Source organism: Pseudomonas sp. Leaf15, assembly GCF_001421425.1.
GTDB classification, from domain to species: domain Bacteria; phylum Pseudomonadota; class Gammaproteobacteria; order Pseudomonadales; family Pseudomonadaceae; genus Aquipseudomonas; species Aquipseudomonas salomonii.
Map to the genome: position 1 here is coordinate 55,045 of NZ_LMKI01000001.1, position 23,827 is coordinate 78,871.

The 23,827-nt window shown below is 60.0% G+C and carries 22 protein-coding genes; 13 read left to right on the forward strand and 9 right to left on the reverse strand.

Annotated elements, in window-relative coordinates; translation table 11 throughout:
* Positions 1-29: 29 nt before the first annotated feature.
* Complete coding sequence (gene lysA, locus ASE80_RS00300) at positions 30-1,352, forward strand: diaminopimelate decarboxylase (RefSeq protein WP_056857157.1); 1,323 nt, start codon at positions 30-32, stop codon at positions 1,350-1,352.
* A 49-nt stretch (positions 1,353-1,401) separates the two neighbouring features.
* Here the strand turns inward: lysA and ASE80_RS00305 are convergent, their stop codons facing one another.
* Together ASE80_RS00305 and ASE80_RS00310 are read right to left on the reverse strand one after the other, a co-directional pair.
* Entirely contained in the window at positions 1,402-1,638 is a 237-nt protein-coding gene (locus ASE80_RS00305) for a glutaredoxin family protein (protein WP_056857158.1), read from the reverse strand.
* Positions 1,639-1,727: 89 nt separating this feature from the next.
* Complete coding sequence (locus ASE80_RS00310) at positions 1,728-2,936, reverse strand: ammonium transporter (RefSeq protein WP_056857634.1); 1,209 nt, start codon at positions 2,934-2,936, stop codon at positions 1,728-1,730.
* Positions 2,937-3,288: 352 nt separating this feature from the next.
* Between ASE80_RS00310 and ASE80_RS00315 the strand changes: the two genes are divergently transcribed.
* From ASE80_RS00315 to ASE80_RS00350, 8 genes are all read left to right on the forward strand, one after another.
* Positions 3,289-3,603, forward strand: coding sequence for a DUF883 family protein (locus ASE80_RS00315; RefSeq protein WP_056857159.1), 315 nt, complete (start codon positions 3,289-3,291; stop codon positions 3,601-3,603).
* Positions 3,604-3,608: 5 nt separating this feature from the next.
* Positions 3,609-3,998 carry a phage holin family protein gene (locus tag ASE80_RS00320; RefSeq protein ID WP_017136181.1) on the forward strand — a complete coding sequence of 130 codons (390 nt, stop codon included), beginning with the start codon at positions 3,609-3,611 and terminating at the stop codon, positions 3,996-3,998.
* Complete coding sequence (locus tag ASE80_RS00325) at positions 3,995-4,327, forward strand: hypothetical protein (RefSeq protein WP_017136180.1); 333 nt, start codon at positions 3,995-3,997, stop codon at positions 4,325-4,327. Before ASE80_RS00320 ends, ASE80_RS00325 begins: the two co-directional genes overlap by 4 nt.
* Positions 4,328-4,419: 92 nt before the next feature.
* The gene (locus ASE80_RS00330) at positions 4,420-5,583 is read left to right on the forward strand and encodes an EAL domain-containing protein (protein WP_056857160.1); all 1,164 of its coding nucleotides are present in this window, start codon (positions 4,420-4,422) and stop codon (positions 5,581-5,583) included.
* Positions 5,584-5,654: 71 nt separating this feature from the next.
* Positions 5,655-6,986: a deoxyguanosinetriphosphate triphosphohydrolase gene (locus ASE80_RS00335; protein WP_056857161.1), complete on the forward strand. Its 1,332-nt coding sequence runs from the start codon at positions 5,655-5,657 to the stop codon at positions 6,984-6,986.
* 165 nt (positions 6,987-7,151) lie between these two features.
* Entirely contained in the window at positions 7,152-7,547 is a 396-nt protein-coding gene (locus ASE80_RS00340) for a response regulator (protein WP_056857162.1), read from the forward strand.
* 256 nt (positions 7,548-7,803) lie between these two features.
* Positions 7,804-8,430 (forward strand): response regulator transcription factor, encoded by a 627-nt coding sequence (locus tag ASE80_RS00345; protein WP_056857163.1) that lies wholly within the window; start codon positions 7,804-7,806, stop codon positions 8,428-8,430.
* An 8-nt stretch (positions 8,431-8,438) separates the two neighbouring features.
* Entirely contained in the window at positions 8,439-12,074 is a 3,636-nt protein-coding gene (locus ASE80_RS00350) for a transporter substrate-binding domain-containing protein (RefSeq protein ID WP_056857164.1), read from the forward strand.
* 25 nt (positions 12,075-12,099) lie between these two features.
* Here the strand turns inward: ASE80_RS00350 and ASE80_RS00355 are convergent, their stop codons facing one another.
* Positions 12,100-12,582: a GAF domain-containing protein gene (locus tag ASE80_RS00355; protein ID WP_056857165.1), complete on the reverse strand. Its 483-nt coding sequence runs from the start codon at positions 12,580-12,582 to the stop codon at positions 12,100-12,102.
* Positions 12,579-13,469 (reverse strand): ATP-binding protein, encoded by an 891-nt coding sequence (locus ASE80_RS00360; protein WP_056857166.1) that lies wholly within the window; start codon positions 13,467-13,469, stop codon positions 12,579-12,581. The genes ASE80_RS00355 and ASE80_RS00360 overlap by 4 nt, the downstream gene beginning before the upstream one ends.
* A 163-nt stretch (positions 13,470-13,632) precedes the next feature.
* Between ASE80_RS00360 and ASE80_RS00365 the strand changes: the two genes are divergently transcribed.
* A complete protein-coding gene (locus tag ASE80_RS00365; protein WP_056857167.1) occupies positions 13,633-15,942 on the forward strand; it encodes a hybrid sensor histidine kinase/response regulator in 2,310 nt (769 codons plus the stop codon).
* On the opposite strand, the gene ASE80_RS00370 is transcribed toward ASE80_RS00365, so the two are convergent.
* The 3 genes from ASE80_RS00370 to msrB form a co-directional block, all read right to left on the reverse strand.
* Complete coding sequence (locus tag ASE80_RS00370) at positions 15,896-16,387, reverse strand: MarR family winged helix-turn-helix transcriptional regulator (RefSeq protein WP_056857168.1); 492 nt, start codon at positions 16,385-16,387, stop codon at positions 15,896-15,898. The two genes, ASE80_RS00365 and ASE80_RS00370, sit on opposite strands and share 47 nt — an antisense overlap.
* The gene (locus tag ASE80_RS00375) at positions 16,384-16,869 is read right to left on the reverse strand and encodes a glutathione peroxidase (protein WP_056857169.1); all 486 of its coding nucleotides are present in this window, start codon (positions 16,867-16,869) and stop codon (positions 16,384-16,386) included. The genes ASE80_RS00370 and ASE80_RS00375 overlap by 4 nt, the downstream gene beginning before the upstream one ends.
* A 216-nt stretch (positions 16,870-17,085) precedes the next feature.
* Positions 17,086-17,478 carry a peptide-methionine (R)-S-oxide reductase MsrB gene (gene msrB, locus ASE80_RS00380; protein ID WP_056857170.1) on the reverse strand — a complete coding sequence of 131 codons (393 nt, stop codon included), beginning with the start codon at positions 17,476-17,478 and terminating at the stop codon, positions 17,086-17,088.
* 202 nt (positions 17,479-17,680) lie between these two features.
* Here msrB and ASE80_RS00385 point away from each other — a divergent pair, with 202 nt between their 5' ends.
* Both ASE80_RS00385 and htpX read left to right on the forward strand, forming a co-directional pair.
* On the forward strand, positions 17,681-18,892 hold the full coding sequence (locus ASE80_RS00385) for a pyridoxal phosphate-dependent aminotransferase (protein WP_017136168.1): 1,212 nt from the start codon (positions 17,681-17,683) through the stop codon (positions 18,890-18,892).
* 305 nt (positions 18,893-19,197) lie between these two features.
* Positions 19,198-20,085: a protease HtpX gene (gene htpX / locus ASE80_RS00390; protein WP_056857171.1), complete on the forward strand. Its 888-nt coding sequence runs from the start codon at positions 19,198-19,200 to the stop codon at positions 20,083-20,085.
* Positions 20,086-20,220: 135 nt separating this feature from the next.
* Here htpX and ASE80_RS00395 read toward each other — a convergent pair whose 3' ends face one another.
* Positions 20,221-20,877 (reverse strand): thiopurine S-methyltransferase, encoded by a 657-nt coding sequence (locus tag ASE80_RS00395; protein WP_056857172.1) that lies wholly within the window; start codon positions 20,875-20,877, stop codon positions 20,221-20,223.
* Between the two features lie 103 nt (positions 20,878-20,980).
* Between ASE80_RS00395 and ASE80_RS00400 the strand changes: the two genes are divergently transcribed.
* Entirely contained in the window at positions 20,981-21,748 is a 768-nt protein-coding gene (locus tag ASE80_RS00400) for a DODA-type extradiol aromatic ring-opening family dioxygenase (protein ID WP_056857173.1), read from the forward strand.
* A 197-nt stretch (positions 21,749-21,945) separates the two neighbouring features.
* On the opposite strand, the gene ASE80_RS00405 is transcribed toward ASE80_RS00400, so the two are convergent.
* Positions 21,946-23,619 carry a DEAD/DEAH box helicase gene (locus ASE80_RS00405; RefSeq protein WP_017136163.1) on the reverse strand — a complete coding sequence of 558 codons (1,674 nt, stop codon included), beginning with the start codon at positions 23,617-23,619 and terminating at the stop codon, positions 21,946-21,948.
* Positions 23,620-23,827: the final 208 nt, after the last annotated feature.

Below are 23,827 nucleotides of genomic sequence, written 5' to 3' on the forward strand. Positions count from 1 at the left end.
GTTGTCAGTGCGTTAATTGAGGTAGGAAGATGGACCATTTTAATTTTATCAACGGCCACTTACATGCAGAACAAGTGGATGTACGTGCCATTGTCGAACAGCACGGCAGCCCTGTTTATCTTTATTCGGCACAGTCGCTGAAAAATCACTATGCCGTACTCCAAAACGCATTTTCTGCACTGTCGCCTTTGATTTGTTTCTCGGTTAAAAGCTGCAGCAATCTCAGCGTCCTCAAGCTGCTGGTCGATCAAGGTTCCGGCCTCGACGTGGTCAGTGGCGGTGAACTCTGTCGGGCACTGATGGCAGGTGTGACCGCAGACAAGATAGTGTTCGCGGGTGTCGGCAAGTCCCATGAAGAAATCAGCTATGCCGTTGACGTGGGCGTATTCCTTTTTAATGTGGAGTCCGAGGCAGAGCTGCTGCGCCTGGATGCGGTCGCGTCGGCGGCCAACAAGCGGGTAAAGGTGGCCATTCGGGTCAATCCGGATGTGGCGGATGCCGGCACCCATGAGAAAACGGCCACCGGCGGCCGCCAGACAAAATTTGGCATACCGATTGAACGCGCCTATGAACTGTTTGCCACAAAGCGTTACGCGAGCGTCGATGTCGTTGGCATTCATATTCATCTCGGGTCTCCGATCCCGTCGGCCCACACTTACTTGTCTGCCATCGACAAGATTGAAGCAATGGTCAACCGGCTTCAGGCCGCTGACTGCTCGATTGAGTTCATCAATATCGGCGGAGGTTTTCCAGCGCAATACGGCAACGAAAGTAATCCCGTCTGTTCATTGACTGAAACGGGCGCGCTTATTTGCGAGCGTCTGCAAGAACTGAAACGTCGTGGTCTGCGCTTCATCATTGAGCCGGGCCGTTCGATCAGCGCGAACGCGGGCGTTTTACTCACCACGGTCGAGTACATCAAACAAGGCTGGGACCGCAAGATCGCGATTGTTGATGCGGGTATGAATGTTCTGCTGCGCCCCACTTTATACGGCGCGAATCACGTCATCTGGCCAACCCGATTTGGCGACTTTTCCGGCCATTGGACGGCGTTGAGCGAGAGCGTCCGTAAGACGGGAGCCGCGCCTCTGGAAGAAATCGACATTGTTGGCCCCATTTGTGAAACCGGCGATCACTTCGCATTAGGTCGGCCTTTGCCCGTCCTGGAGGACGCAAGCTTATTGGCGATTTTCTCATGTGGCGCTTATGGGATGAGCATGGCCAGCCAATACAACTCCCGAGGGCGCCCACCAGAAGTGCTGGTGGAGGGAGCACACGCCAGATTGATACGGCGGCGCGAATCCCACGATGACTTGATCGCGCATGAGCGCTGTGGTCTGGAGAACACTTAAAGCGCTTGAACAACCAAAGCCTGGTGGTCGACAAACCACCGGGCTCGCGCTACTTGAGAAAGTTGACCACCTGTTCGGTCTCGAACGGCCAATCCAGCTCCGCCCCGGTATCCAGGCGCCGAAGCACCGGGATGCGCAGCCCGTAGACTTCGGTGAGATCGGCGGGGTCGGTGATATCCACCAACTCCACCAACAAACCGTGTTCGACGAGCGGCATGATTTCGTCTTCGGCAACCTCACAAAGATGGCAACCCAGGGTGCCGAACAACTGGCATTCAGGCAGCATGGCGAATGGACCCGATCAAAAACAGGCAACCATTCTAAGCCCACCCACTCGACTGTGGCGAGCGGGCCAGTCGGTTGCCAAGCGGCCGATCAATCCTGGCTGACCGCGCCAATCTTGTGAATCGACAAATCCGCCCCGTAATACTCCTGCTCCTGGCTAAGGCGTAGCCCGTGCACGCGCTTGATCACGCCGTACACCAGCAAGCCGCCGCCCATCGCCACGGCCACGCCCAGTGCAGTGCCGATCAACTGGCTGATCAGGCTGACGCCGCCCAGGCCACCGAGTGCGGTCTGGCCAAAGATGCCGCAGGCGATGCCGCCCCACACGCCGCACAGGCCATGCAGCGGCCATACGCCCAGCACGTCGTCGATCTTCCAGCGATCCTGGGCGGCGATAAAGCACCACACGAACAAACCACCGGCGATCACACCGGTGACCAGCGCGCCCACCGGGTGCATCAGGTCGGAGCCGGCACAAATCGCCACCAGCCCGGCCAGCGGGCCGTTGTGCAGGAAGCCTGGGTCGTTGCGGCCGATCACCAAGGCCGCGACCGTGCCGCCGACCATCGCCATCAGCGAGTTGACCGCCACGAGGCCGCTGACGCCGTTGAGGGTTTGCGCGCTCATCACGTTAAAGCCGAACCAGCCGACGATCAGAATCCACGAACCCAACGCCAGGAACGGAATGCTTGAAGGCGCAAACGCGACCAGCCGCCCTTCTCTGTAGCGCCCATTGCGCGGGCCCAACAGCAGCACCGCCGCCAGCGCCAGCCAGCCGCCCATGGCGTGCACCACCACCGAGCCGGCAAAGTCATGGAAGCTGGCGCCAAAGCGCGCAAGCAACCAGGCTTGCAGGCCGAAATTGCCGTTCCACACCATGCCTTCGAAAAACGGGTAGATAAACGCCACGATCAGCGCGGTGGCACACAATTGCGGGGCGAATTTGGCCCGCTCGGCAATGCCGCCGGAAATGATCGCCGGGATCGCTGCGGCGAAGGTCAACAGAAAGAAGAACTTCACCAGGCCATAGCCGTGATCGGCGCTGATCACCGCGGCCGGCTGCATAAAGCTCACACCGTAGGAGATCCAATAGCCTATAAAGAAATAAGCCAGGGTCGAGATCGCGAAGTCACTGAGGATTTTCGACAGGGCGTTGACCTGGTTTTTCTGGCGCACGGTGCCGACTTCCAGGAACGCGAAGCCGGCGTGCATGGCCAGGACCATGACCGCACCAATCAGGATAAACAGGGTGTTGGAGCTGTGAACGAGGGTGTCCACTGCGCTTTGCAAATTTTCCATGGAGGTTGGCAGGCCTGCATTCAAGGCAAAAAGCACCAAAGCGGTTCAAGCCAGGGTTTCGCGCACTAAATTGGCACCACTGGCCCCGCCCCTCTTGAGGAGGCGTGAACCGCTTTAGCGCAGCGATCAACACAACGGGCCGTTGCCGACAGGGTTTTTCCGCGAGTTTGTGTGATTTAGGGTAAGGTTTTTCCAGGCATTGGCCTCGATCCGCCCTGACTCGGCGCAAGCCCCAGGGCCTGCGCACCAAGGCAAAGCAAAAGCTGTACCAGACAATTGAAGTGAACCTTCACCGAAACCGGTGACTCGAAACCACAAGTACGAAACAGATCAGCCAATCACGGAGATACCCATGGCCAGAAGAACTGCTCAGACTGCTCAAGAAATACTGATGGCGGATTTCCAAACCCTGGTCAGCGACACCGAAAAGTTGCTCGACGACACCGCCGTACTCGCCGGTGACCAGGCCGATGAGCTGCGCAGCAAGATTCACGAAAGCCTGCTCAAAGCCCGTGAAACCCTGCAACTGACCGAAGATTCCCTGCGTGAACGCGGCCAGGCCGCGGTCACGGCCACCGAAGATTACGTGCAGGCCAACCCTTGGCAGTCGGTGGGCATTGCCGCCGGCGTGGGCTTCCTGATTGGTCTGCTGGCTACAAGGCGCTAACTATCATGTCTATCGGCGAAACCGGCTCGTCCACGGGCACAAGTTCCACTTCACGACGCCTGGGCGCAGCCGTTCTGGGCCTGCTGCACAGCCACGTCGAATTATTTGGCATCGAGCTACAGGAACAGAAGGCCCGCACCGTTAGCTTGCTGCTGTTTGCAGGCTTGGCGCTGGTGTTTGCCCTGTTATTGCTGGTGGGGTTGTCGACGCTGGTGATGATCCTGGTGTGGGACACCGGTTACCGCCTGACCGGGATCATTTGCCTCTGCGTGTTCTACAGCCTGGCTGCGGCCTTCTGTGGGGTGCGTTTGAAAGCGGCGGTGTTCGATGAGTCCACGCCCTTCCATGCCACCCTCGAAGAGCTGGCCAATGATCGGGAGCGCCTGCTGCCATGAGCATGACTGAAATCCCGCAAAACACCTCGCGTCGGGAAATGCGCAAGGCGTTGATTCGCCTGCGCATGGAAATGCATCGCCAGGAGATCCGTCACGAGTCCCAGCAACTGATGGCGCCGCTGAACAAAATGCGCGACATGCGCCACAACTGGCAAGACAGCCTGGGCATTAAACACGCGCCGCTGTGGGGCGTGGCGGCGGTGACCCTGATGGGCTTTTTTACCGGCAAGGGCGCCAAGGGCGGCGGCATCAGCAGCCTGACGCGCCTGGTGCGGCTGGGTGCCGGTTTGATCCCGCTGATCAAATTGGCCATGCAGCGTAAAGGCTGAAGCTGGCTGGCTGCATTCTTGCAAACAGAATCGGCCCGGCCCTCGTTACTGAGGGCCGGGCCTTTTTTCGCCAGCTCTCTTAAGGAGGCCCCGTGATCGACGGGCAACCGCTCGCCTGCTTCCAACCCTTCATCGATACCGCCACCGGGCGCATTGCCGGCGTCGAAGCCCTGGGCCGCTTGCGTCAGGCCGACGGTCACTTGCAGTCGGTAGGCCCGCTGTTTGCCGACCCGCGCACACCGGGTGTGGCCCTGCGCCGCCTCGACCGGCAGATCCGCGAAAACGCCTTGAGCCGCCTGCATGAAGCACCCGTCGACTGGTTTCTGAGCCTGAATATCTCACCGCGCTGGATCAACCGCCTGCGCCCTGGCCAAGCCTTGCCCAGCCTGAAACAAATGCAGGCCCACAATGTCGATCCGCGGCGCATTGTGTTTGAAATCACCGAACTGGGCGGCGACATCCAGCGCCTGGCCGAGGTGGTCGCACGCTATCGCGACGCTGGCGCACGCATCGCCATCGATGACTTCGGTGCCGGCTATTCGCAACTCGACCGCGTACTGGCGCTGCAGCCGGATATTCTCAAGCTCGACATGCGCCTGTTCCAGGAAGCCGCCAAAGGCGGGCCGAGCAGTGACGTGGTGCGGGCACTGGCGCAAATGGCCGAAAAAACCGGCTGCTGGATCATTGCCGAGGGCGTGGAAACCGAGGCGCAACTGAATTTTGCCCTGGAGTGCGGCGCACGTTATGTGCAGGGCTATCTGTTTGCCCAGGCCCAACTGGACTGGTTTGCGGCCGATGCGTTCGTCGCGCGCTTTGCCCAACTGCGCGGGGTTTACGTGCAACACAAACTCGCCGAGCGTGGCCGTGTGATGCAGTTGCGCGTGCAATTGGCCGAGCTGATGAGCATCCTCCAACGCTGGGCGCAGGCCCGCGCGCCGCTCGATCAACTGCCCCAATTGCCGGATTTTCCATGGCTGCTGCGCTTTTACCAGTGCGACCGCCATGGCACCCAGCTGACGCCCAACTTCGAGTGGCGCCAGGATGCCTGGCAAGCCGACAGCCGCTACCTGGGCCACAACTGGTCATGGCGGCCGTATTTCTATTACCTGCTCGCTGAAGGCTGGGAGGAGCGGCGCCTGACCCTGTCGTCAACCTACCGCGACGCCACCACCAACCAGTATTGCCTCACCGCCGGACAGTTCTTCGATAACGGTCAGCGCTTGCTGTTAATCGATATCGATGCGGCCGGCCTGTAGATTTTTGCTTGCCGATGCCGCGCTGAACCGGGAAGCTGGGAGGGTCATTCACCGCACGGAGAGTAACCGCCTTGGATTGGCCCACCCTGCTTACCCGCGAACGTCTTGGAAAACCCCTGCACAGCCCGGAAGAACTCGGCCGTAGCCCGTTCCACAAAGACCACGACCGGATTATTTTCTCCGGCGCGTTCCGCCGCCTGGGCCGCAAGACCCAGGTGCACCCGGTGTCCAGTAACGACCATATCCATACGCGCCTGACCCACTCCCTGGAAGTCAGCTGCGTCGGCCGCTCCCTTGGCATGCGCGTCGGCGAAACCCTGCGCAGCGCCCTGCCCGACTGGTGCGAGCCAAGTGACCTGGGCATGGTGGTGCAATCGGCTTGCCTGGCCCATGACATCGGCAACCCGCCGTTCGGTCACTCGGGTGAAGATGCCATTCGCCACTGGTTCCAACAGGCGGCCGGACGCGGCTGGCTGGATGACATGAGCACGGCCGAGCGCAATGACTTCCTCAATTTCGAAGGTAACGCCCAAGGTTTCCGTGTGCTCACCCAGCTGGAATACCATCAGTTCGACGGCGGCACACGCCTGACCTACGCCACCCTCGGCACCTACCTGAAGTACCCCTGGACCGCCCGCCACGCGGATTCGTTGGGCTACAAGAAGCACAAGTTCGGCTGTTATCAGAGCGAGTTGCCGATCCTTGAACAGATCGCCCACAAGCTCGGCCTGCCGCAGTTGGAAGAGCAGCGCTGGGCGCGTCATCCGCTGGTCTACCTGATGGAGGCGGCCGACGATATCTGCTACGCCTTGATCGACCTCGAAGACGGCCTGGAAATGGAGCTGCTCGACTATGCCGAAGTCGAGTCGCTGTTGCTCGACCTGGTGGGTGACGATTTGCCCCAGACCTATCGGCAACTGGGCCCGCAGGATTCACGTCGGCGCAAGCTGGCGATTTTGCGCGGCAAGGCCATCGAGCACCTGACCAATGCGGCCGCACGCGCCTTCGTCGAGCAGCAGGACGCCTTGCTCGCCGGCACGCTGCCAGGCGACCTGGTGGAACACATGCACGGCCCGGCCAAGCGCTGTGTACTGGACGCCAAGGACATGGCGCGCAAGAAAATCTTCCAGGACAAGCGCAAGACCCTGCACGAAATCGGCGCCTACACCACCCTGGAAATCCTGCTGAACGCCTTTTGCGGTGCCGCCCTGGAGCAGCATGGCGGGCGCACGCCGTCGTTCAAGAACCGGCGCATTCTCGACTTGCTGGGCAACAGCGCGCCGAACCCGGCCTGGTCGCTGCACGCTTCGTTTCTGCGCATGATCGACTTTATCGCCGGCATGACCGACAGCTACGCCACCGAAATGGCACGGGAGATGACCGGGCGCTCCAGCCCACAATAAAACGTTGATCTCGCCGCCTGCGTCTCGTACAGACTTTACCTACGACGGGAACAGAGCGGCCTGATCGAATTCGCACATCGGCTCGAGGAATAATCGCGCAGGCTTCTTGCGAACCTGACACACAATTCCTACGTCACGCCCCTCTGACTGAGCCATGTGCCTTCTATGCCCATACCCTGTCTTCGAATCCTATTGGTGGAGGATCATCCCTTTCAGCTCCTGGCCACACAGTGCCTGCTCAAGAGCTTCGGTTTCGAGCAACTGACCCTTGCGGAAAATGCCGAACAGGCGATCCGCTCGATGTCCAGCGCTACCCACCCCTTTGACTTGATGCTGTGCGATCAATGCCTGCCTGACCTGCCTGGGCTGGAACTGGTAGACATTGCCCATCGCGGACACTTCATCACCGGCGCCATCTTATTGAGCAGCCTGCCGGCAACAGAATTGTCCAACCTGACACTCCAGGCCCGGCAGCGCGGTTTGCCTCTACTGGGTTACTTATTGAAGCCGCTGAATAAAGAGGCGCTGGCAGAATTGATTGCGCCACTGCACTCGATATAAATGTAGGACTATAAACACTGTTCACCGGTCAATTATCGCTGCAATACCCTCGTTGAATCCCTGACACCGCTCCAGGGCTGACTGATTCAACTATTGCTTACATCCGACGACGCAAAGCCTTATCGAACGGTAGGTCGTTACCTTTTATTATGTAGGAATTCTCCTGTTTTATATCTACTCCCCCCAACGCTCATCCTCCTCCCTCATCTTCTGAGCTAATGTGCCCGCTTTATTTGCACTTGCATGGAATATGATTATGAACACGGTTTTTATCATTGATGACCACCCGGTTATCCGGCTGGCCATTCGCATGTTGCTGGAACACGAGGGTTATAAAATCGTTGGCGAAACGGACAACGGGTGTGACGCGATACAGATGGTTCGCGAATGCCTGCCCGACCTGATCATTCTGGACATCAGTATTCCCAAACTCGACGGCCTCGAAGTGCTCTGCCGATTCAACGCGATGAACACCTCGATGAAAACCCTGATTCTGACGGCCCAGAGCCCGACGTTGTTTGCCACGCGCTGCATGCGCTCGGGTGCAGACGGCTATGTGTGCAAGGAAGGCGACCTCAGCGAATTGCTGAGCGCCATTCGTGCGGTGCTGTCGGGTTACAACTACTTCCCCAGCCAGGCACTCAATTCCAATGGCGTCGACAGCAAGGACGCACTGGAACTTGAACTGTTCAAGGCCGTGAATGACCGCGAACTGATGGTGTTGCAACTTTTCGCACAAGGTCGCACGAACAAAGAAATCGCCAAAGGTATGTTTCTAAGTAACAAGACAGTAAGCACTTACAAAAAAAGGCTGATGCAAAAACTTAAAGCCAAGTCCTTGGTAGAACTTATCGAGATGGCAAAACGAAACGCGCTAGTGTGAGAAAGCGGATGCCAAGGCGTATAAAGGACTATCTGATTATATTATTGGCCGGCCTGTGCTTGAGCACGACCGTGCCCGCAGCCCTTCAAATCGGACCGGAACACTTCACCTTATTGAGCCGCGTGGGTACCGTTCAACTCGATACTCAACTGGATAAGGCCCAGCGCCAGTGGCTACTGTACAAACGCGAGCTGGTACTGGGCACCTCGGCACCCGACTATCCGCCCTTCGACCTCACCTCCAGCGGTCGCGACTACGAGGGCCTGACCGCCGATTACGCAGGGCTGCTGGCCAAAGCCATGGCCTTGCCCGTCAAGGTGTTGCGCTACCCGACACGAGACGCCGCGATCCATGCGCTTGAAACCGGGGAGATCGACCTGCTGGGCTCTTCCAACGGCTTTGAGGCTGCCAACCCCAAGCTCATGCTGTCGCAGCCGTATGCGGTGGACCAGCCCGTACTGGTGACCCGCGAAGGTGAAACCCGCAGTTTGAGCGATGGCCTGGCCGGCCTGCGCTTGAGCCTTGTCTATCACTACCTGCCGTTGAGCGAAGTGGAAAAGTTGTACCCGCAGGCGGATATCCGCGCGTTTCCCTCTTATCAGAACGCGCTCAATGCCGTGGCTTTCGATCAGGCGGACGTGTTCCTGGGGGACACTATTTCCACCCATTACATGATCAACAAGGGCTACCTGAAAAACATCCACATGGCCAACTTCGGCAAGCATGAAGCCTATGGGTTCAGCTTCGCCTTGCGCCACGATCAGGACGTTCTATTGAGCATCGTCGACGCGGTGCTGGCGGCCGTCCCCATTAATGAGCGCGACAGCATCGCCAAGCGTTGGAGCGCCGGCAGCGATATCCTGCTGACCGACAAGAAACTGCAACTGACCCAGCGTGAAGAGCGCTGGCTCAAAGAACACCCGGTGGTCAAAGTCGTGGTCAATGAGACGTTCGCGCCGTTGACGTTCTTCGATGCCGACGGCAACTTTCGCGGTATTACCGCCGACCTGCTGGAATTGATCCGCCTGCGCACCGGCCTGCGTTTTGAAATCCAGCGCAGTCGCGAAGTCAGCACCATGATCGAGCAGCTCACCACGGGTAAAGCCGATGTCATCGGGGCCATTGTCCCCAGCGCCGAACGCGAGGCTCAGCTCAGCTTCAGCCGCCCTTACCTGGAAAATTCCTACGTCCTGCTGACCCGCAAGGAGCCCGACGCGGCCGCAAACCTGGAGCAGATGGCAGGCAAGCGCCTGGCAATCACCCTGGGCAACCCGCTGGAGAAAACCTTGCAAGAGGACTTCCCACAGATTCGTCTGGTGGAAGTCAGTGATACCTTCAAGGCTTCGGAAATGCTGGCCCAAGGCAGTGTGGACGGCGCGGTGAACTCGTTGGTCATCGCCAACTATTTCCTGGCCTCCCAGGTGTTCCAGGACAAACTGCAGATCAGCGCCAGCATCGGCACACTGCCCGCGACCTTCGCGCTGGCCACGCCACGCGGCGCCGTTGAACTGAGCTCAATCCTGGACAAGGCGCTGCTGAGCATCGCACCGGACGAAATGGGCGTGATCAACAGTCGCTGGCGCGGTTACACGCCGGCCTCCGACAGTTACTGGCGCAATTACCACCAACTGATTGCGCAAATCATCGTTGGCACCGGGTTGCTGCTGCTGATTTCACTGACCTGGAACGCCTACATGCGCCGCCAGATCAAGCACCGCAAAATGGCCGAGCGCGCCCTCAATGACCAGTTCGAGTTCATGCGTGCACTGGTCAATGAAACACCGCACCCGATCTATGTACGCGATCGCAAGGGGCTGTTGCAGACCTGCAATGACAGCTACCTGCAAGTGTTCGGGGTCAAACGCGAAGAGGTGATCGGCAAGAGTGTGGTGCAAATGGACATGGCGCTGGCCCCTGAGGCCGCGCAGTACCATGCCGACTACCAACGAGTGGTGGTGGAAGGCACTCCGCTGATCCTCGATCGCACCCTGCACATTCACGGCAAAAAACTCACGATCTACCACTGGATCCTGCCCTACCGCGACTCGGACGGCGAAGTGCAGGGCATCATCGGCGGCTGGATCGATATCAGTGACCGGCGCCAACTGTTCGACGAGTTGCGCACCGCCAAGGAACGCGCCGACGAGGCCAACCGGGCCAAAAGCACCTTCCTCGCCACCATGAGCCATGAAATTCGCACGCCGATGAATGCCGTGATCGGGATGCTCGAGCTGACCCTCAAGCGCGCCGACCAGGGCCATCTCGACCGCCCGGCGATCGAAGTGGCCTACAACTCGGCCAAGGACCTGCTGGAGCTGATCGGCGATATGCTCGACATTGCACGCATCGAATCCGGCCGCCTGAGCCTGGCACCCGAGCGCGTGAACCTGCGCGAAGTGATCGAGTCGGTGGTACGCGTCTTCGACGGCCTGGCCCGCCAGAAAACCCTCAGCCTGTTGCTCGAATTCGACACCCACCTCGACAACACCGCCGTGCTGATAGACCCGCTGCGCTTCAAGCAGGTGCTGTCCAACCTGGTCAGCAACGCGATCAAGTTCACCGAGCGTGGGCAGGTGAAGATCAAGGTGCAGGTGCAAGCCACCGAGCAGCCCCACGAGGTGCAGATGAAGCTGGTGGTCGAGGACACGGGCATCGGCATCAGCCGCGACGACCAACTGCGCCTGTTCGAACCCTTTGCCCAGGCGGACAACTCCGGGCACCTGGCCAGGAGTGGAGCGGGCCTTGGGCTGGTGATCTGTCGCAGCCTGTGCGAGATGATGGGTGGGCAACTGAGCCTGAGCAGCGTGCCCATGGTGGGCACTCAAGTACAGGTCAGCCTGAGGATGACCTGCCTCAAGCCCATTGAAGCGCTGGACGAGCTCAAGTCCCAGGCGCCGACAGCTGCGGCGGTGCTCAATGTGCTGGTGGTGGACGACCACCCGGCGAACCGTTTGCTGATGTGCCAGCAATTGGGTTACCTGGGGCACCAGTTCACGGCGGCGCAACATGGTGCCGCCGGGTTTCAGGCCTGGCGCCAGGAGCACTTCGATCTGGTGATTGCCGACTGCAACATGCCCGTGATGAATGGCTATGAGTTGAGCCGTTCGATCCGTGAATACGAGCAGCGAGAGCAACAGCTGCCCTGCGTGATCCTCGGTTTCACCGCCAATGCCCAACCCGAGGAAAAACTTCGTTGTGCGCAAGCGGGCATGAATGACTGCCTGTTCAAGCCCATCAGCCTCACGGCACTGGAGCAGCATCTGGCACAGATCAAACCGCAATCCGGCGGCCAGCGGCTGGAACTTGAGTGCCTGGACGCACTGACCGGCGGCGACCCGCAATTGAGCCGACGTTTGCTGGCGGAACTGTTGAGCAGCAGCCGTCAGGACCGCGAGGACCTGGTGGCCTTGATGGCCCGCCAAGCGGCGCCCCAGGCGATCATTGAGCAAGCCCACAAGATCAAGGGCGCCGCGCGTATCGTCCAGGCAAGTGCATTGGCCGCGCAATGCGAAGCGCTGGAACAGGCCTGTGCCCGCAACGAAGCGCGCGCCACGCTGGACGTGGGGGTCAAGGCCCTGGAAAAACTCATGCTGGAGCTGGAGAGGACGCTGCAGGTGCAGCTCCATAAGCTGGGCAGTCAATAACGGCGAGCCGCCCTCTCCTGCTGGATCAGCAGTCGGTCAACCGCAGGAAAATCGCCGCCAACTGCTCGATGCCTGCCTGGTCCTGCTCGCTGAAACGGGCCAGCGACGGGCTGTCCAGATCCAGCACACCCACCAGCAGGCCATCCTTGACCAATGGCACCACCAGTTCGCTGTTGGAAGCGCTGTCACAGGCAATATGGCCCGCGAATGCATGCACATCTTCCACCCGCTGGGTTTGGCGCGATGCCGCCGCCGCGCCGCAGACGCCACGCCCGAAAGGGATACGCACGCAAGCGATCTGGCCCTGGAACGGGCCAAGCACCAGTTCTTCATTGCGATTGAGGTAGAAGCCCGCCCAGTTCAAGTCGTCCAACTGGTTGAACAGGAACGCCGAGAACTGCGCACTGTTGGCGATAAAATCACGCTCATCGGCGAGCAGCGATTCCAGCTGCGCGCAGAGCATGGCATAGCCGTTCAGGCCGGTGCCGGCCTGTTGTAAATCGATCATGGTTGACGCTCCAACAACTTGAGACCCACCCAGTAACGGGCGAATTGATACGCGCACCGGCCGTTGCGGTTGCCACGCCCGGTGGCCCAGCGCACGGCCAGGATATCGAGGGCTTCATCACGCTGCCACTGCAAGCCGGCCTTGCCGGCCAGTTCGCCGATCCAGTGTTCGACCACGTCCAGGAAGTGCTCCTGGCTGAACGGGTAGAACGACAGCCATAGGCCAAAACGGTCGGACAAGGCAATCTTGTCTTCCACTGCCTCACTGGGGTGCAACTCACCGTCCACGCGCTTCCAATTGTCATTGTCGCTCTGGTTTTCCGGCACCAGGTGACGACGGTTGGACGTGGCATACAGCAAGACGTTTTCCGGCGCTTGCTCAAGGGAGCCGTCCAGCACGCTCTTGAGTACGCGATAATCGCCCTCACCCGCTTCGAAAGACAGGTCGTCACAGAACAGGATAAACCGCTGCGGCAGCTTGAGCAGTTGCTCGACCACACGCGGCAGGTCAGCCAGGTGGTCGCGCTCGATTTCAATCAGGCGCAAACCGGCCTTGGCATGCTGGGCCAGCAAGGCGCGCACCATGGAGGATTTGCCGGTGCCGCGCGAGCCCCACAGCAACGCATGGTTGGCGGGCAGGCCATCGAGAAATTGCTGAGTGTTGCGCGCCAGTTGCTCACGTTGCTTGTCCACGCCGATCAGGTCGGACAGGCGCATGTCCAGGCTCACGTCCAGCGGCAGCAAAAAGCCGCTGCGGCCTTCGCGCTGCCAACGGGCGGCGAGGCAATTATTCCAGTCGATGGCTTGACGCGGTGCCGGTAACAGCGGTTCCAGGCGAGCCAGAACCGCATCGGCCCGCTCAAGAAAGGCATTCAATCGAGAGTCCACGATTATTCCTCTGGCAAGTTCTTGCAAAAGATGGCGTATTGGCAACCCTGTGGCAGACCCCACGAGGCTGCGTATAAAACGATTCATGCCGGCCAAGCCAAAGCCTGTGGATGTTCAGCTATGCTTGCCGAGCGAAGGGAAACGTGAAGTGGTTCAACACCCGATGGATATCAAGTTCGCCCACCGCTTGTCTTATAAACAAGCTCGATTGACTGTGCTGGTCGGTTTCGTCTTGGGAACCTTGCTCAGTCTGATCCAAATCGGCATTGATTATGCCAGCGAAGACGCCTCGATCAACCGTGAAATACGCTCACTGATCGAAATCAGCCATAACCCTGCCTCACGTATCGCCTACAACATTGACGCCGAGCTCGCCCAGGAACTGGCCCTGGGCCTGTTGCACTCGCCGGCCATCATCCACGCGCAACTGGTCGATAACAATGGCGTGGTGCTGGCCGACGTGAACCGGCCGCGCAAGGAGAGCGCGTACCGGCCCATCAGTGACTTCCTGTTTGGCGCCAACCGCTTGTTTGAAGACCGACTGTTCCTGAGCCACATGCCCGAGGATTCCCTCGGCGTGCTGCGCCTGGACGTCGACACCTACGCCTTTGGCAGCCGTTTCCTGCACCGTGCCGAGATCACCCTGCTCAACGGGTTCGCCCGCAGTCTGCTGCTCACCGGCATTCTGCTGGGCCTGTTCTACGTGATGCTGACCCAGCCGCTGGTGCGCATCATCCGTGCGCTGAGCACCAGCAAGCAGGCCCGCCTGGATTGCCCGCCGGGTCACGAGAACGATGAAATCGGCGTGCTGGTGAACGTCGCCAACCAGCAATTCGAAAACATGCAGACCGAAATCCAGCAACGGCGCCATGCCGAGGACCGCCTCACCGAGTACCTGGGCCAACTGGAAGATATCGTCTCGGCACGCACCCTGGAGCTCAAGGCCAGCAACCAGCGCTTGAGCCAATCCAACGATGAACTCGAAGCCGCCAAATTGACCGCCCTGGCCATGGCCCAGGCGCGCGCCGCGTTCCTGGCCAATATGAGCCATGAGATCCGCACGCCGCTCAATGGTTTGCTGGGCATGATCGCGCTGTCGCTGGACAGCCCGCTGAACGCCGAACAACGCCAGCAACTGTCCATCGCCCACGATTCGGGCAAAGTGCTGGTGGAACTGCTAAACGACATCCTCGACCTGTCGAAATTCGACGCCGGCCAGTTGGAGCTCGAACGCATCCCGTTCGACCTCGGTTCATTGGTGGAAGACACCGCCAACCTGCTGTCGCAGAACGCGGCGCCGAGTGTCGAGTTGACCTGCTTGATCGACCCGCTGTTTCCGGCGCAGGTGATTGGCGACCCGACACGGGTACGGCAAATCGTCAGCAACCTGCTGTCCAATGCCTTGAAGTTCACCCGCTTCGGCCGCGTGGACGTGCGCCTCAGTGCCGAGGATGGCCGGGTAAAAATTGAAGTCTGTGACACCGGCATCGGCATTGCCCAGGAAGCGCAGGTGAAGATATTCCAGCCGTTTACCCAGGCAGGTGCGGGTATCACACGCCAGTTCGGCGGCACCGGGCTGGGGCTGGCGTTGACGCATAACCTGTGCGAAGCGATGAAGGGCCGCTTGAGCATCAGCTCGGAAGTCGGCTTTGGCAGCCAGTTCTGCGCCGACCTGCCGCTGCCCACACATTTGCCGGCCGCACGCCAAGCGCCACTGCTGGGCGAAGTCATCGCCATCACCAACGCCGGCAGTGGCCTGGCGGAATTGCTCGGCACCTTGCTGCCGGCTTGGGGGTTGGCGCTGCGCTGCTACTCCCAGGACGATGACTTGACCGGGCTGCGCCCCGACCTGCTGATCACCGATTGCCCGGAGTGCCTGTTCCGCCTGCGCCCAGGTATCAGCGCGCCGATCCTGCTGGTGACGGCCTATGGCAACTTCATGCCCAGTGAAGAAGTCGCGGCCCTGATGCCGCTGCAGCAACAGGCACGCCCGTTGAGTCGCAATGCGCTGTACCAGACTCTGCAACGCAACCTGCGCAGCGAAGCGCAACTGATCCTCGACCCTGTCCAGATGGACACCGCGCCCCTGGCACATCGCGCGCGCATCCTGCTGGTAGAGGACAACCCGGTCAATCAACTGGTGGCCAAGGGCATGCTCAGCAAGCTCGGCTGCGAAGTGATCGTGGCTGCCCATGGCGGCGAAGCGCTCAAATTGCTGGAAGAACAGCGCTTCGACATGGTGTTGATGGACTGCAATATGCCGGTGATGGACGGCTACGAAGCCAGCCGGCAGATTCGCCGCAGCGGGCGCTGGCCGGACCTGCCTATTGTCGCCCTGACCGCCAACGCCCTGGCGGAAGAGCGCGAACGCTGCCGGGCGGCGGGAATGGATGACTACCTGGCCAAACCGTTTCGCCGCGAAGAGCTCAAGGCCCTGCTGGACCTGTGGGTGCGGAACTCGACAAGCCTTTGATCTGCGCCAGCAACTGGTCCAGGCCATCGCGCAAGGCCTCGGCCTGATTCAGGTCGACGCCGCTGTCGCATAACAGCCGGGTTTTCAACGCATGGGCCTGGTCTCTTAGCTGCAAACCCGCCTTGCTCAAACTCAGGTGCATCTCACGCTCGTCCAACGTGCTGCGCTGACGCTTGACCAACGCCAGCTGTTCCAGGCGCTTGAGCAGCGGCGTCAACGTGCCCGAGTCGAGCATCAGGCGCTCGCCCAAGGCTTTGACCGTGGGTTGCGCCGGGGTCGCGCAGTGCCATTCCCACAACACCAGCATCGCCAGGTATTGCGGGTAGGTCAGGCCCAACTGATCGAGCATGGGCTTGTAAGCCCGCGTCACCGCTCGGGACGCGGCATAGAGCTTGAAGCACAGCTGGTCGTCCAGGGCCAGGGACACACGGGGCACGTCGGTCATTTGAGCAGGGCTTCGATCTCTTGGGTCAGGGCTTCGGGCTTGGTGGTCGGAGCAAAACGCTTGACCAACTTGCCATCACGGCCGATCAGGAACTTGGTGAAGTTCCACTTGATGCGTTGGGAGCCCAGCAGCCCCGGCGCTTGTTTTTTCAGCTGCACGAACAGAGGGTGGGCGTCGCTGCCATTCACGTCGATCTTCTTGAACAGCGGGAAGCTGACGCCGAAGTTCAGCTCACAGAACTCGGCAATCGCCCCTTCATTGCCTGGTTCCTGTTTGCCGAACTGATTGCAGGGAAAGCCCAGCACCACCAGACCTTGGTCCTTGTACTGCTGCCAAACCTGCTCCAGGCCCTTGTATTGCGGGGTGAAGCCACATTTGCTGGCGGTGTTGACCACCAAAATGGCCTTGCCGGCAAAGTCGGCCAAGGTCTTTTGCTCACCCTTGATGGTGGTGCACGGGATGCTCAGCAGGTTGTCGCTCATGGCAGCGCCTCGGATACGGGGAAAGAACTGCAAAGATAGTAGGCAATTTAATTGTGTGCAATTTAATTGACCGCAGTGATGCTTTTACATAGATCGTTCCCGCGCTCTGCGTGGGAATGCAGCCCAGAACGCTCTGCGTTCGCGTCTGAAGTCGTGACGCGGAGCGTCACAGGAGGCATTCCCACGCGGAGCGCGGGAACGATCAGTCACGATCAGTCAGCGTGGAACCAGGTCCAGGCACACCGAGTTGATGCAGTAACGCAGGCCGGTGGGCGGCGGGCCGTCGGGGAACACATGCCCCAGGTGCGCGTCGCACTTGGCGCAGGTGACTTCGGTGCGGATCATGCCGTGGCTGACGTCACGGATCTCGATCATCGCGCTGTCGGCAATCGGCGCGTAGAAACTCGGCCAGCCGCAGCCGGAATCAAACTTGGTGGTGGAATCGAACAGCGGCTCATTGCAGCAAATGCAGTGGTACACGCCATCGGTCTTGGTGCCATTGTATTTGCCGCTGAAAGGTCGCTCGGTGCCTTTGAGACGGCACACGTTGTACTGCTCCGGATCGAGCATCGCCTTCCATTCTTCAACGGTTTTCTGCAACTTATCCATCGGTACACCTCGGCAACTGAAAAACCCTGATCTGTGTCTTTTCCATGGATCAGGCGGCACGTATGATTGCGCCTCTTCAAAACGCCAGTCTGGCACCCGCGCTACCGGCATTCAAACGTATTTATGGGTGCGGGCCCCGCAGGTTTCGCAGTACGGTAGTGTCCACGCCGTCTGGATCGTTCATTTTCAGGATCACATCGCCATGCAGGTCAGCAAATCGAACAAGCTCGCCAACGTCTGCTACGACATTCGCGGCCCGGTGCTCAAGCACGCCAAACGCCTGGAAGAGGAAGGCCATCGCATCCTCAAGCTGAACATTGGCAACCCGGCGCCCTTTGGTTTCGAAGCGCCGGACGAAATCCTCCAGGACGTGATCCGCAACCTGCCGACCGCCCAGGGCTACAGCGACTCCAAAGGCCTGTTCAGCGCGCGTAAAGCCGTGATGCAGTACTACCAGCAAAAGCAGGTGGAAGGTGTCGGCATCGAAGACATCTACCTGGGCAACGGCGTGTCCGAGCTGATCGTGATGTCCATGCAGGCCTTGCTCAACAATGGCGATGAAGTGCTGGTGCCGGCGCCCGACTACCCGCTGTGGACTGCCGCCGTAACCCTGGCCGGCGGCCACCCGGTGCATTACCTGTGCGATGAAGGCGCGGACTGGTTCCCGGACCTGGCCGACATCAAGGCCAAGATCACCCCGAACACCAAGGCCCTGGTGATCATCAACCCGAACAACCCCACCGGCGCGGTCTATTCCAAGGAAGTGCTGCTGGGCATGCTCGAACTGGCGCGCCAGCACAACCTGGTGGTGTTCTCCGACGAGATCTACGACAAGATCCTCTACGACGACGCCGTGCACATCTGCACCGGCTCCCTCGCGCCGGACCTGCTGTGCCTGACCTTCAATGGCCTGTCCAAGTCCTACCGGGTGGCAGGCTTCCGCTCCGGCTGGATCGCCATCTCCGGCCCCAAGCACAACGCCCAGAGCTACATCGAAGGCATCGACATGCTGGCCAATATGCGCCTGTGCGCCAACGTGCCGAGCCAGCATGCGATCCAGACCGCCCTCGGCGGCTACCAGAGCATCAACGACCTGGTCTTGCCCCAGGGCCGTCTATTGGAACAACGCAACCGCACCTGGGAACTGCTCAACGCGATCCCGGGCGTCAGTTGCGTGAAACCCATGGGCGCGCTGTATGCCTTCCCGCGCATCGACCCGAAAGTCTGCCCGATTCTCAACGACGAGAAATTCGTGCTCGACCTGCTGCTGTCGGAAAAACTGCTGGTGGTGCAGGGAACGGCGTTCAACTGGCCGTGGCCGGATCACTTCCGCGTGGTGACCTTGCCGCGTGTGGATGACCTGGACATGGCCATTGGTCGCATCGGCAACTTCCTCAAGTCCTATCGCCAGTAATGTAAAAGTCGCTGTACGACCACCATTCGGTCGTACAGCGAGTATCTGGCAACACTTCTCTAGCCTGCCTCCCCTCCTCGCTTGCCGCTGCACACCACGGACCGGTCAGCCCCTTGTAATTACAGGGCGCCAAGGCATGAGCGGGGTGATCAGCGGTCACTTTTCAGGTCAGAAATTCCCTTCAAGGCTCTACATTGATGCTGTAGGACACAGTTTGAAATAGTCGCTCGGTTGAATCACCCCAGGCCGCACCTTATATACCCCGCAGTACGCGACATATTAAGCATGAGGAGAACTCTACAACCATGATGCGCATCCTGCTGTTCTTGGCCACTAACCTGGCGGTCGTGCTGATTGCCAGCATCACCCTGAGCCTTTTCGGCTTCAACGGGTTCATGGCGGCCAACGGGGTTGATCTGAACCTCAATCAGCTGCTGGTTTTCTGTGCGGTCTTTGGTTTTGCCGGCTCGCTGTTTTCGCTGTTCATCTCCAAATGGATGGCGAAGATGAGCACCAGCACCCAGGTCATCACCCAGCCACGCACCCGGCATGAGCAATGGTTGCTGCAAACCGTTGAGCAACTGTCCCGCGAGGCCGGCATCAAGATGCCTGAGGTCGGGATCTTCCCCGCCTATGAAGCCAACGCCTTCGCCACCGGCTGGAACAAGAACGACGCGCTCGTTGCGGTGAGCCAGGGCATGCTCGAACGCTTCTCCTACGACGAAGTGAAGGCCGTGCTGGCCCACGAGATCGGCCACGTGGCCAATGGCGACATGGTCACCCTGGCGCTGGTACAAGGCGTGGTGAACACCTTTGTGATGTTCTTCGCACGGATCATCGGCAACTTTGTCGACAAGGTGATCTTCAAGAACGAAGAAGGCCGCGGTATCGCTTACTTCGTGGCGACTATCTTTGCCGAAGTGGTACTGGGCTTCCTGGCCAGTGCAATCACCATGTGGTTCTCGCGCAGACGCGAGTTCCGCGCAGACGAAGCCGGCGCCCGCCTGGCCGGCACCGGGGCGATGATCGCAGCGCTGCAACACCTGCGCTCCGAACAGGGCCTGCCGGTACACATGCCCGACAGCCTGACCGCGTTTGGCATCAACGGTGGCATCAAGCAAGGCTTTGCCCGCTTCTTCATGAGCCACCCGCCGCTGGAGGAGCGTATCGACGCGCTGCGTCGCCGGGGCTGATGCGACACAAAAAAGGGGCGACTTGGTCGCCCCTTTTTTGTGGGTGCTGATAACGCCATCGCGGGCAAGCCCGGCTCCCACAGTGAACGCATTCCAATGTGGGAGCCGGGCTTGCCCGCGATGGCGATGGCTGGGTCAACGCATAGTCAGCTGATACACACGCTCATCAAGCCGCGTGACGCCATCCTGCATAGCCTTCCAGCTCTCACTCAGGATGTCTCGCTCCTCCAATATCTCCAAGCTCCAACGCAAACCCAGCAACACCCTGACTTCTTCGTCAGTCACCGCAAACGGCGGCCCAGCCTTCTGCGTCTGATCATAATCCAGGGTAATCAGCAGCCCCTTGCAGCCAGGGCGCACAAGCGTATTCAGATGCTCAGCGTATTGCGCCCGCATCAGCGGCGGCAAAGCGATCAACGCCGCGCGGTCATAGAGTGCAGTGCAATCGCTCACCGCCTCGGCGTCGATGGCGAAGAAGTCGCCGCACCACACCTCGATCAAGCCGGACACATACACCTTGAACGCGCCTTGCTGGCGGATATGCGGCGTCAACGATTGCTCATTGAAGAAGGCTTCAACCGCCTGCTCCGAGAGTTCGACGCCCATTACGCGATACCCAAGGCTTTCGAGCCAGATCAAATCCAGGCTCTTGCCACACAACGGCACCAGCACTTTTGCGCCGTCCGGCAGTGCCAGTTTCGGCCAATGCCGTTGCAGGTAAGGGTTGACGTCGGGCTGGTGAAAGCCAATCTGATTGCGCGCCCAGCGCTCTTGCCAAAACTTAGGCTCCATAAATCACCCTGAAAATTCGATCAAAAGGCGCTAAAACTTATATTAGATTTAGATCAATGATCTGATTGAAGATGGGCATATGTTAACCCTCAGGACCCGACTTATGCTCCCCAGCCTGTTTATCTCCCACGGCTCGCCCATGCTCGCCCTGCAGCCCGGTGCCAGTGGCCCGGCGCTGCGCCGTCTGGCGGCTGAACTGCCACGGCCAAAAGCGATTGTGGTGGTATCGGCGCATTGGGAAAGCCACGAATTACTCGTCACGGGCAGCGCCGCCCCAGAAACCTGGCACGACTTCGGTGGCTTCCCTGCCGAACTGTTTGCCGTGCAGTACCCGGCACCGGGCAATCCGCAGCTGGCTGCGCAGATCGTCGAGCTGTTGCAAGCCGATGGCCTGGATGCGCAAGTCGATGCGCGTCGGCCCTTCGACCACGGCACCTGGGTGCCGCTGTCACTGATGTACCCGGCGGCGGATATTCCGGTGGTGCAGGTGTCCCTGCCCAGCCGCATGGGTCCGGCGCTGCAAACCCGAGTCGGGCATGCCCTGGCGAGCTTGCGTGACCAGGGTGTGCTGTTGATCGGCTCCGGCAGCATCACCCATAACCTGGGTGAGCTGAACTGGCGCGCCGGACCAGAGAGCATCGAGCCCTGGGCACGGGATTTTCGTGATTGGGTGGTGGATAAACTTGCCGCCAACGATGAAGCGGCCCTGCACGACTACCGCCGCCAGGCGCCACACGCCGTGCGCAGCCATCCCAGCGATGAGCACTTGTTGCCGTTGTACTTTGCACGGGGCGCCGGTGGGGATTTCAGTGTGGCGCATCAGGGCTTTACCCTGGGCGCGCTGGGTATGGACATCTACCGCTTCGGTTGACGGAGATCCAAAGGTGGGAGCTGGCTTGCCTGCGATAGCGGTGGTTCAGTTAGCCTATTTGCCACTGATACACCGCTATCGCAGGCAAGCCAGCTCCCACATTTGATCGGGTGCTGATCCGAAATAAATGCCAGGCAAAAAAAATCCCCGAACCAGTCGGGGATTTTTTATGTGCGATCAATCAGCCCAAGGGCGGATCAATCTTCGCGGTAGCGACGCAGCTTGAGCTGCTTACCGGCAACGCGAGTGTCTTTGAGCTTGGCCAGCAGTTTTTCCAGGCCGTCTTCCGGCAGTTCCACCAGGGAGAAGCTGTCACGCACCTGGATGCGACCGATGGCTTCACGTGCCAGGCCACCCTCATTGAGGATAGCGCCCAGCAGGTTCTTGGCGGCGATACCATCACGCGCACCCAGCGCGGTACGGCAGCGAGCACGGCCTTCGGCCAATGGAACCGGAGCGCGACGCTCACGATCACCACGGTCCGGACGGTCGCCAGTACGCTCTGGACGATCACCGCGTGGCGCGTTGTTCGGTACCAGTGGGCGTTCTTTCTCGATCGCTGCCAGGGTCAGGGCCTGACCGTTGGTGGCTTTGCGCAGCAGAGCTGCAGCCAGTGCACGTGGGGTGCAACCGATATCGGCAGTCAGGCGGTCCAGCAGGTCGCCGTGGGTCGATTCAGCGTCAGCCACCAGCGGCGACAGGCTGTTGGTCAGTTTCTTGATGCGCGCATCGAGAACGGCCTGGGCGTCCGGCAGGCGGACTTCGGCAACTTTCTGACCGGTTACACGCTCGATCACTTGCAGCATGCGGCGCTCACGTGGAGTCACCAGCAGCAGTGCACGGCCTTCGCGACCGGCACGGCCGGTACGGCCGATACGGTGAACGTAGGACTCTGGATCGTAAGGCATGTCAACGTTGAACACGTGGGTGATACGTGGAACGTCGAGGCCACGGGCGGCAACGTCGGTCGCAACAACGATGTCCAGACGGCCATCCTTGAGGGAATCGATCACGCGCTCACGTTGGTTCTGGGCAATGTCACCGTTCAGCGCAGCGGCTTTGTAGCCTTTGGCTTCCAGGGCGCTGGCCAGGTCCAGGGTCGCTTGCTTGGTGCGCACGAACATGATCAGGGCGTCGAAGTCTTCGACTTCCAGCAGGCTCAATACAGCCGAGGTCTTCTGGTCAGCGTGAACCAACAGGTGAGCCTGTTCGATCGCGGTAACGGTCTGAGTCTTGGTCTGGATCTTCACGTGTTGCGGATCGCGCAGGTGGCGTTCGGCAATGGCACGGATCGACTGTGGCAAGGTGGCCGAGAACAGTACGGTCTGACGGGTCGGTGGCAGCGCTTTAAAGATGACTTCCAGGTCATCCATGAAACCCAGCTTCAACATTTCGTCAGCTTCGTCCAGAACCAGGTGGTTCACGGTCGACAGCACTTTCTCGTCACGACGCAGGTGGTCGCACAGACGGCCCGGGGTGGCGACAACGATCTGTGCGCCGTTACGGATTGCTTTCAGTTGTGGGCCCATAGGCGCGCCGCCGTAAACGGCCACAACGGTTACGCCTGGCATTTGCTTGGCGTAGGTTTCAAAAGCGGTTGCTACTTGCAGCGCCAACTCACGGGTTGGCGCCAGGATCAGGGCTTGCGGCTCGCGCTTGGCAGGATCGATGCAGTGCAGGATAGGCAGGGCGAACGCGGCGGTTTTACCGGTACCGGTTTGCGCCTGGCCAATCATGTCCTGGCCGGCCATGATGATCGGGATCGATTGCTGCTGAATAGCCGAAGGTTCTTCGTAGCCGGTCGCGATGACGGCAGCAAGAATGTTCGGGTTAAGATTAAAAGCGGCGAAGCCGCCGGTTTCCTGGGTCATGGGTCTGCCTCTAAGTGCATCCGCAAAGACCCATGCTCCAAAGCTGCGCATGCCGTGTTGAGACTCAAGAGTCGCCCTGGCTGCTTTGTCGGCGGGGATTTGCGAAAACGAATGAATGAAAAAGATTCGTCAAGGGAGAGTCCGCTGTGCGGACGTGCAGCCGAAGCTGACTTCGGGGAATTGCGCTACCTAAACGCGGCCCGGTTAA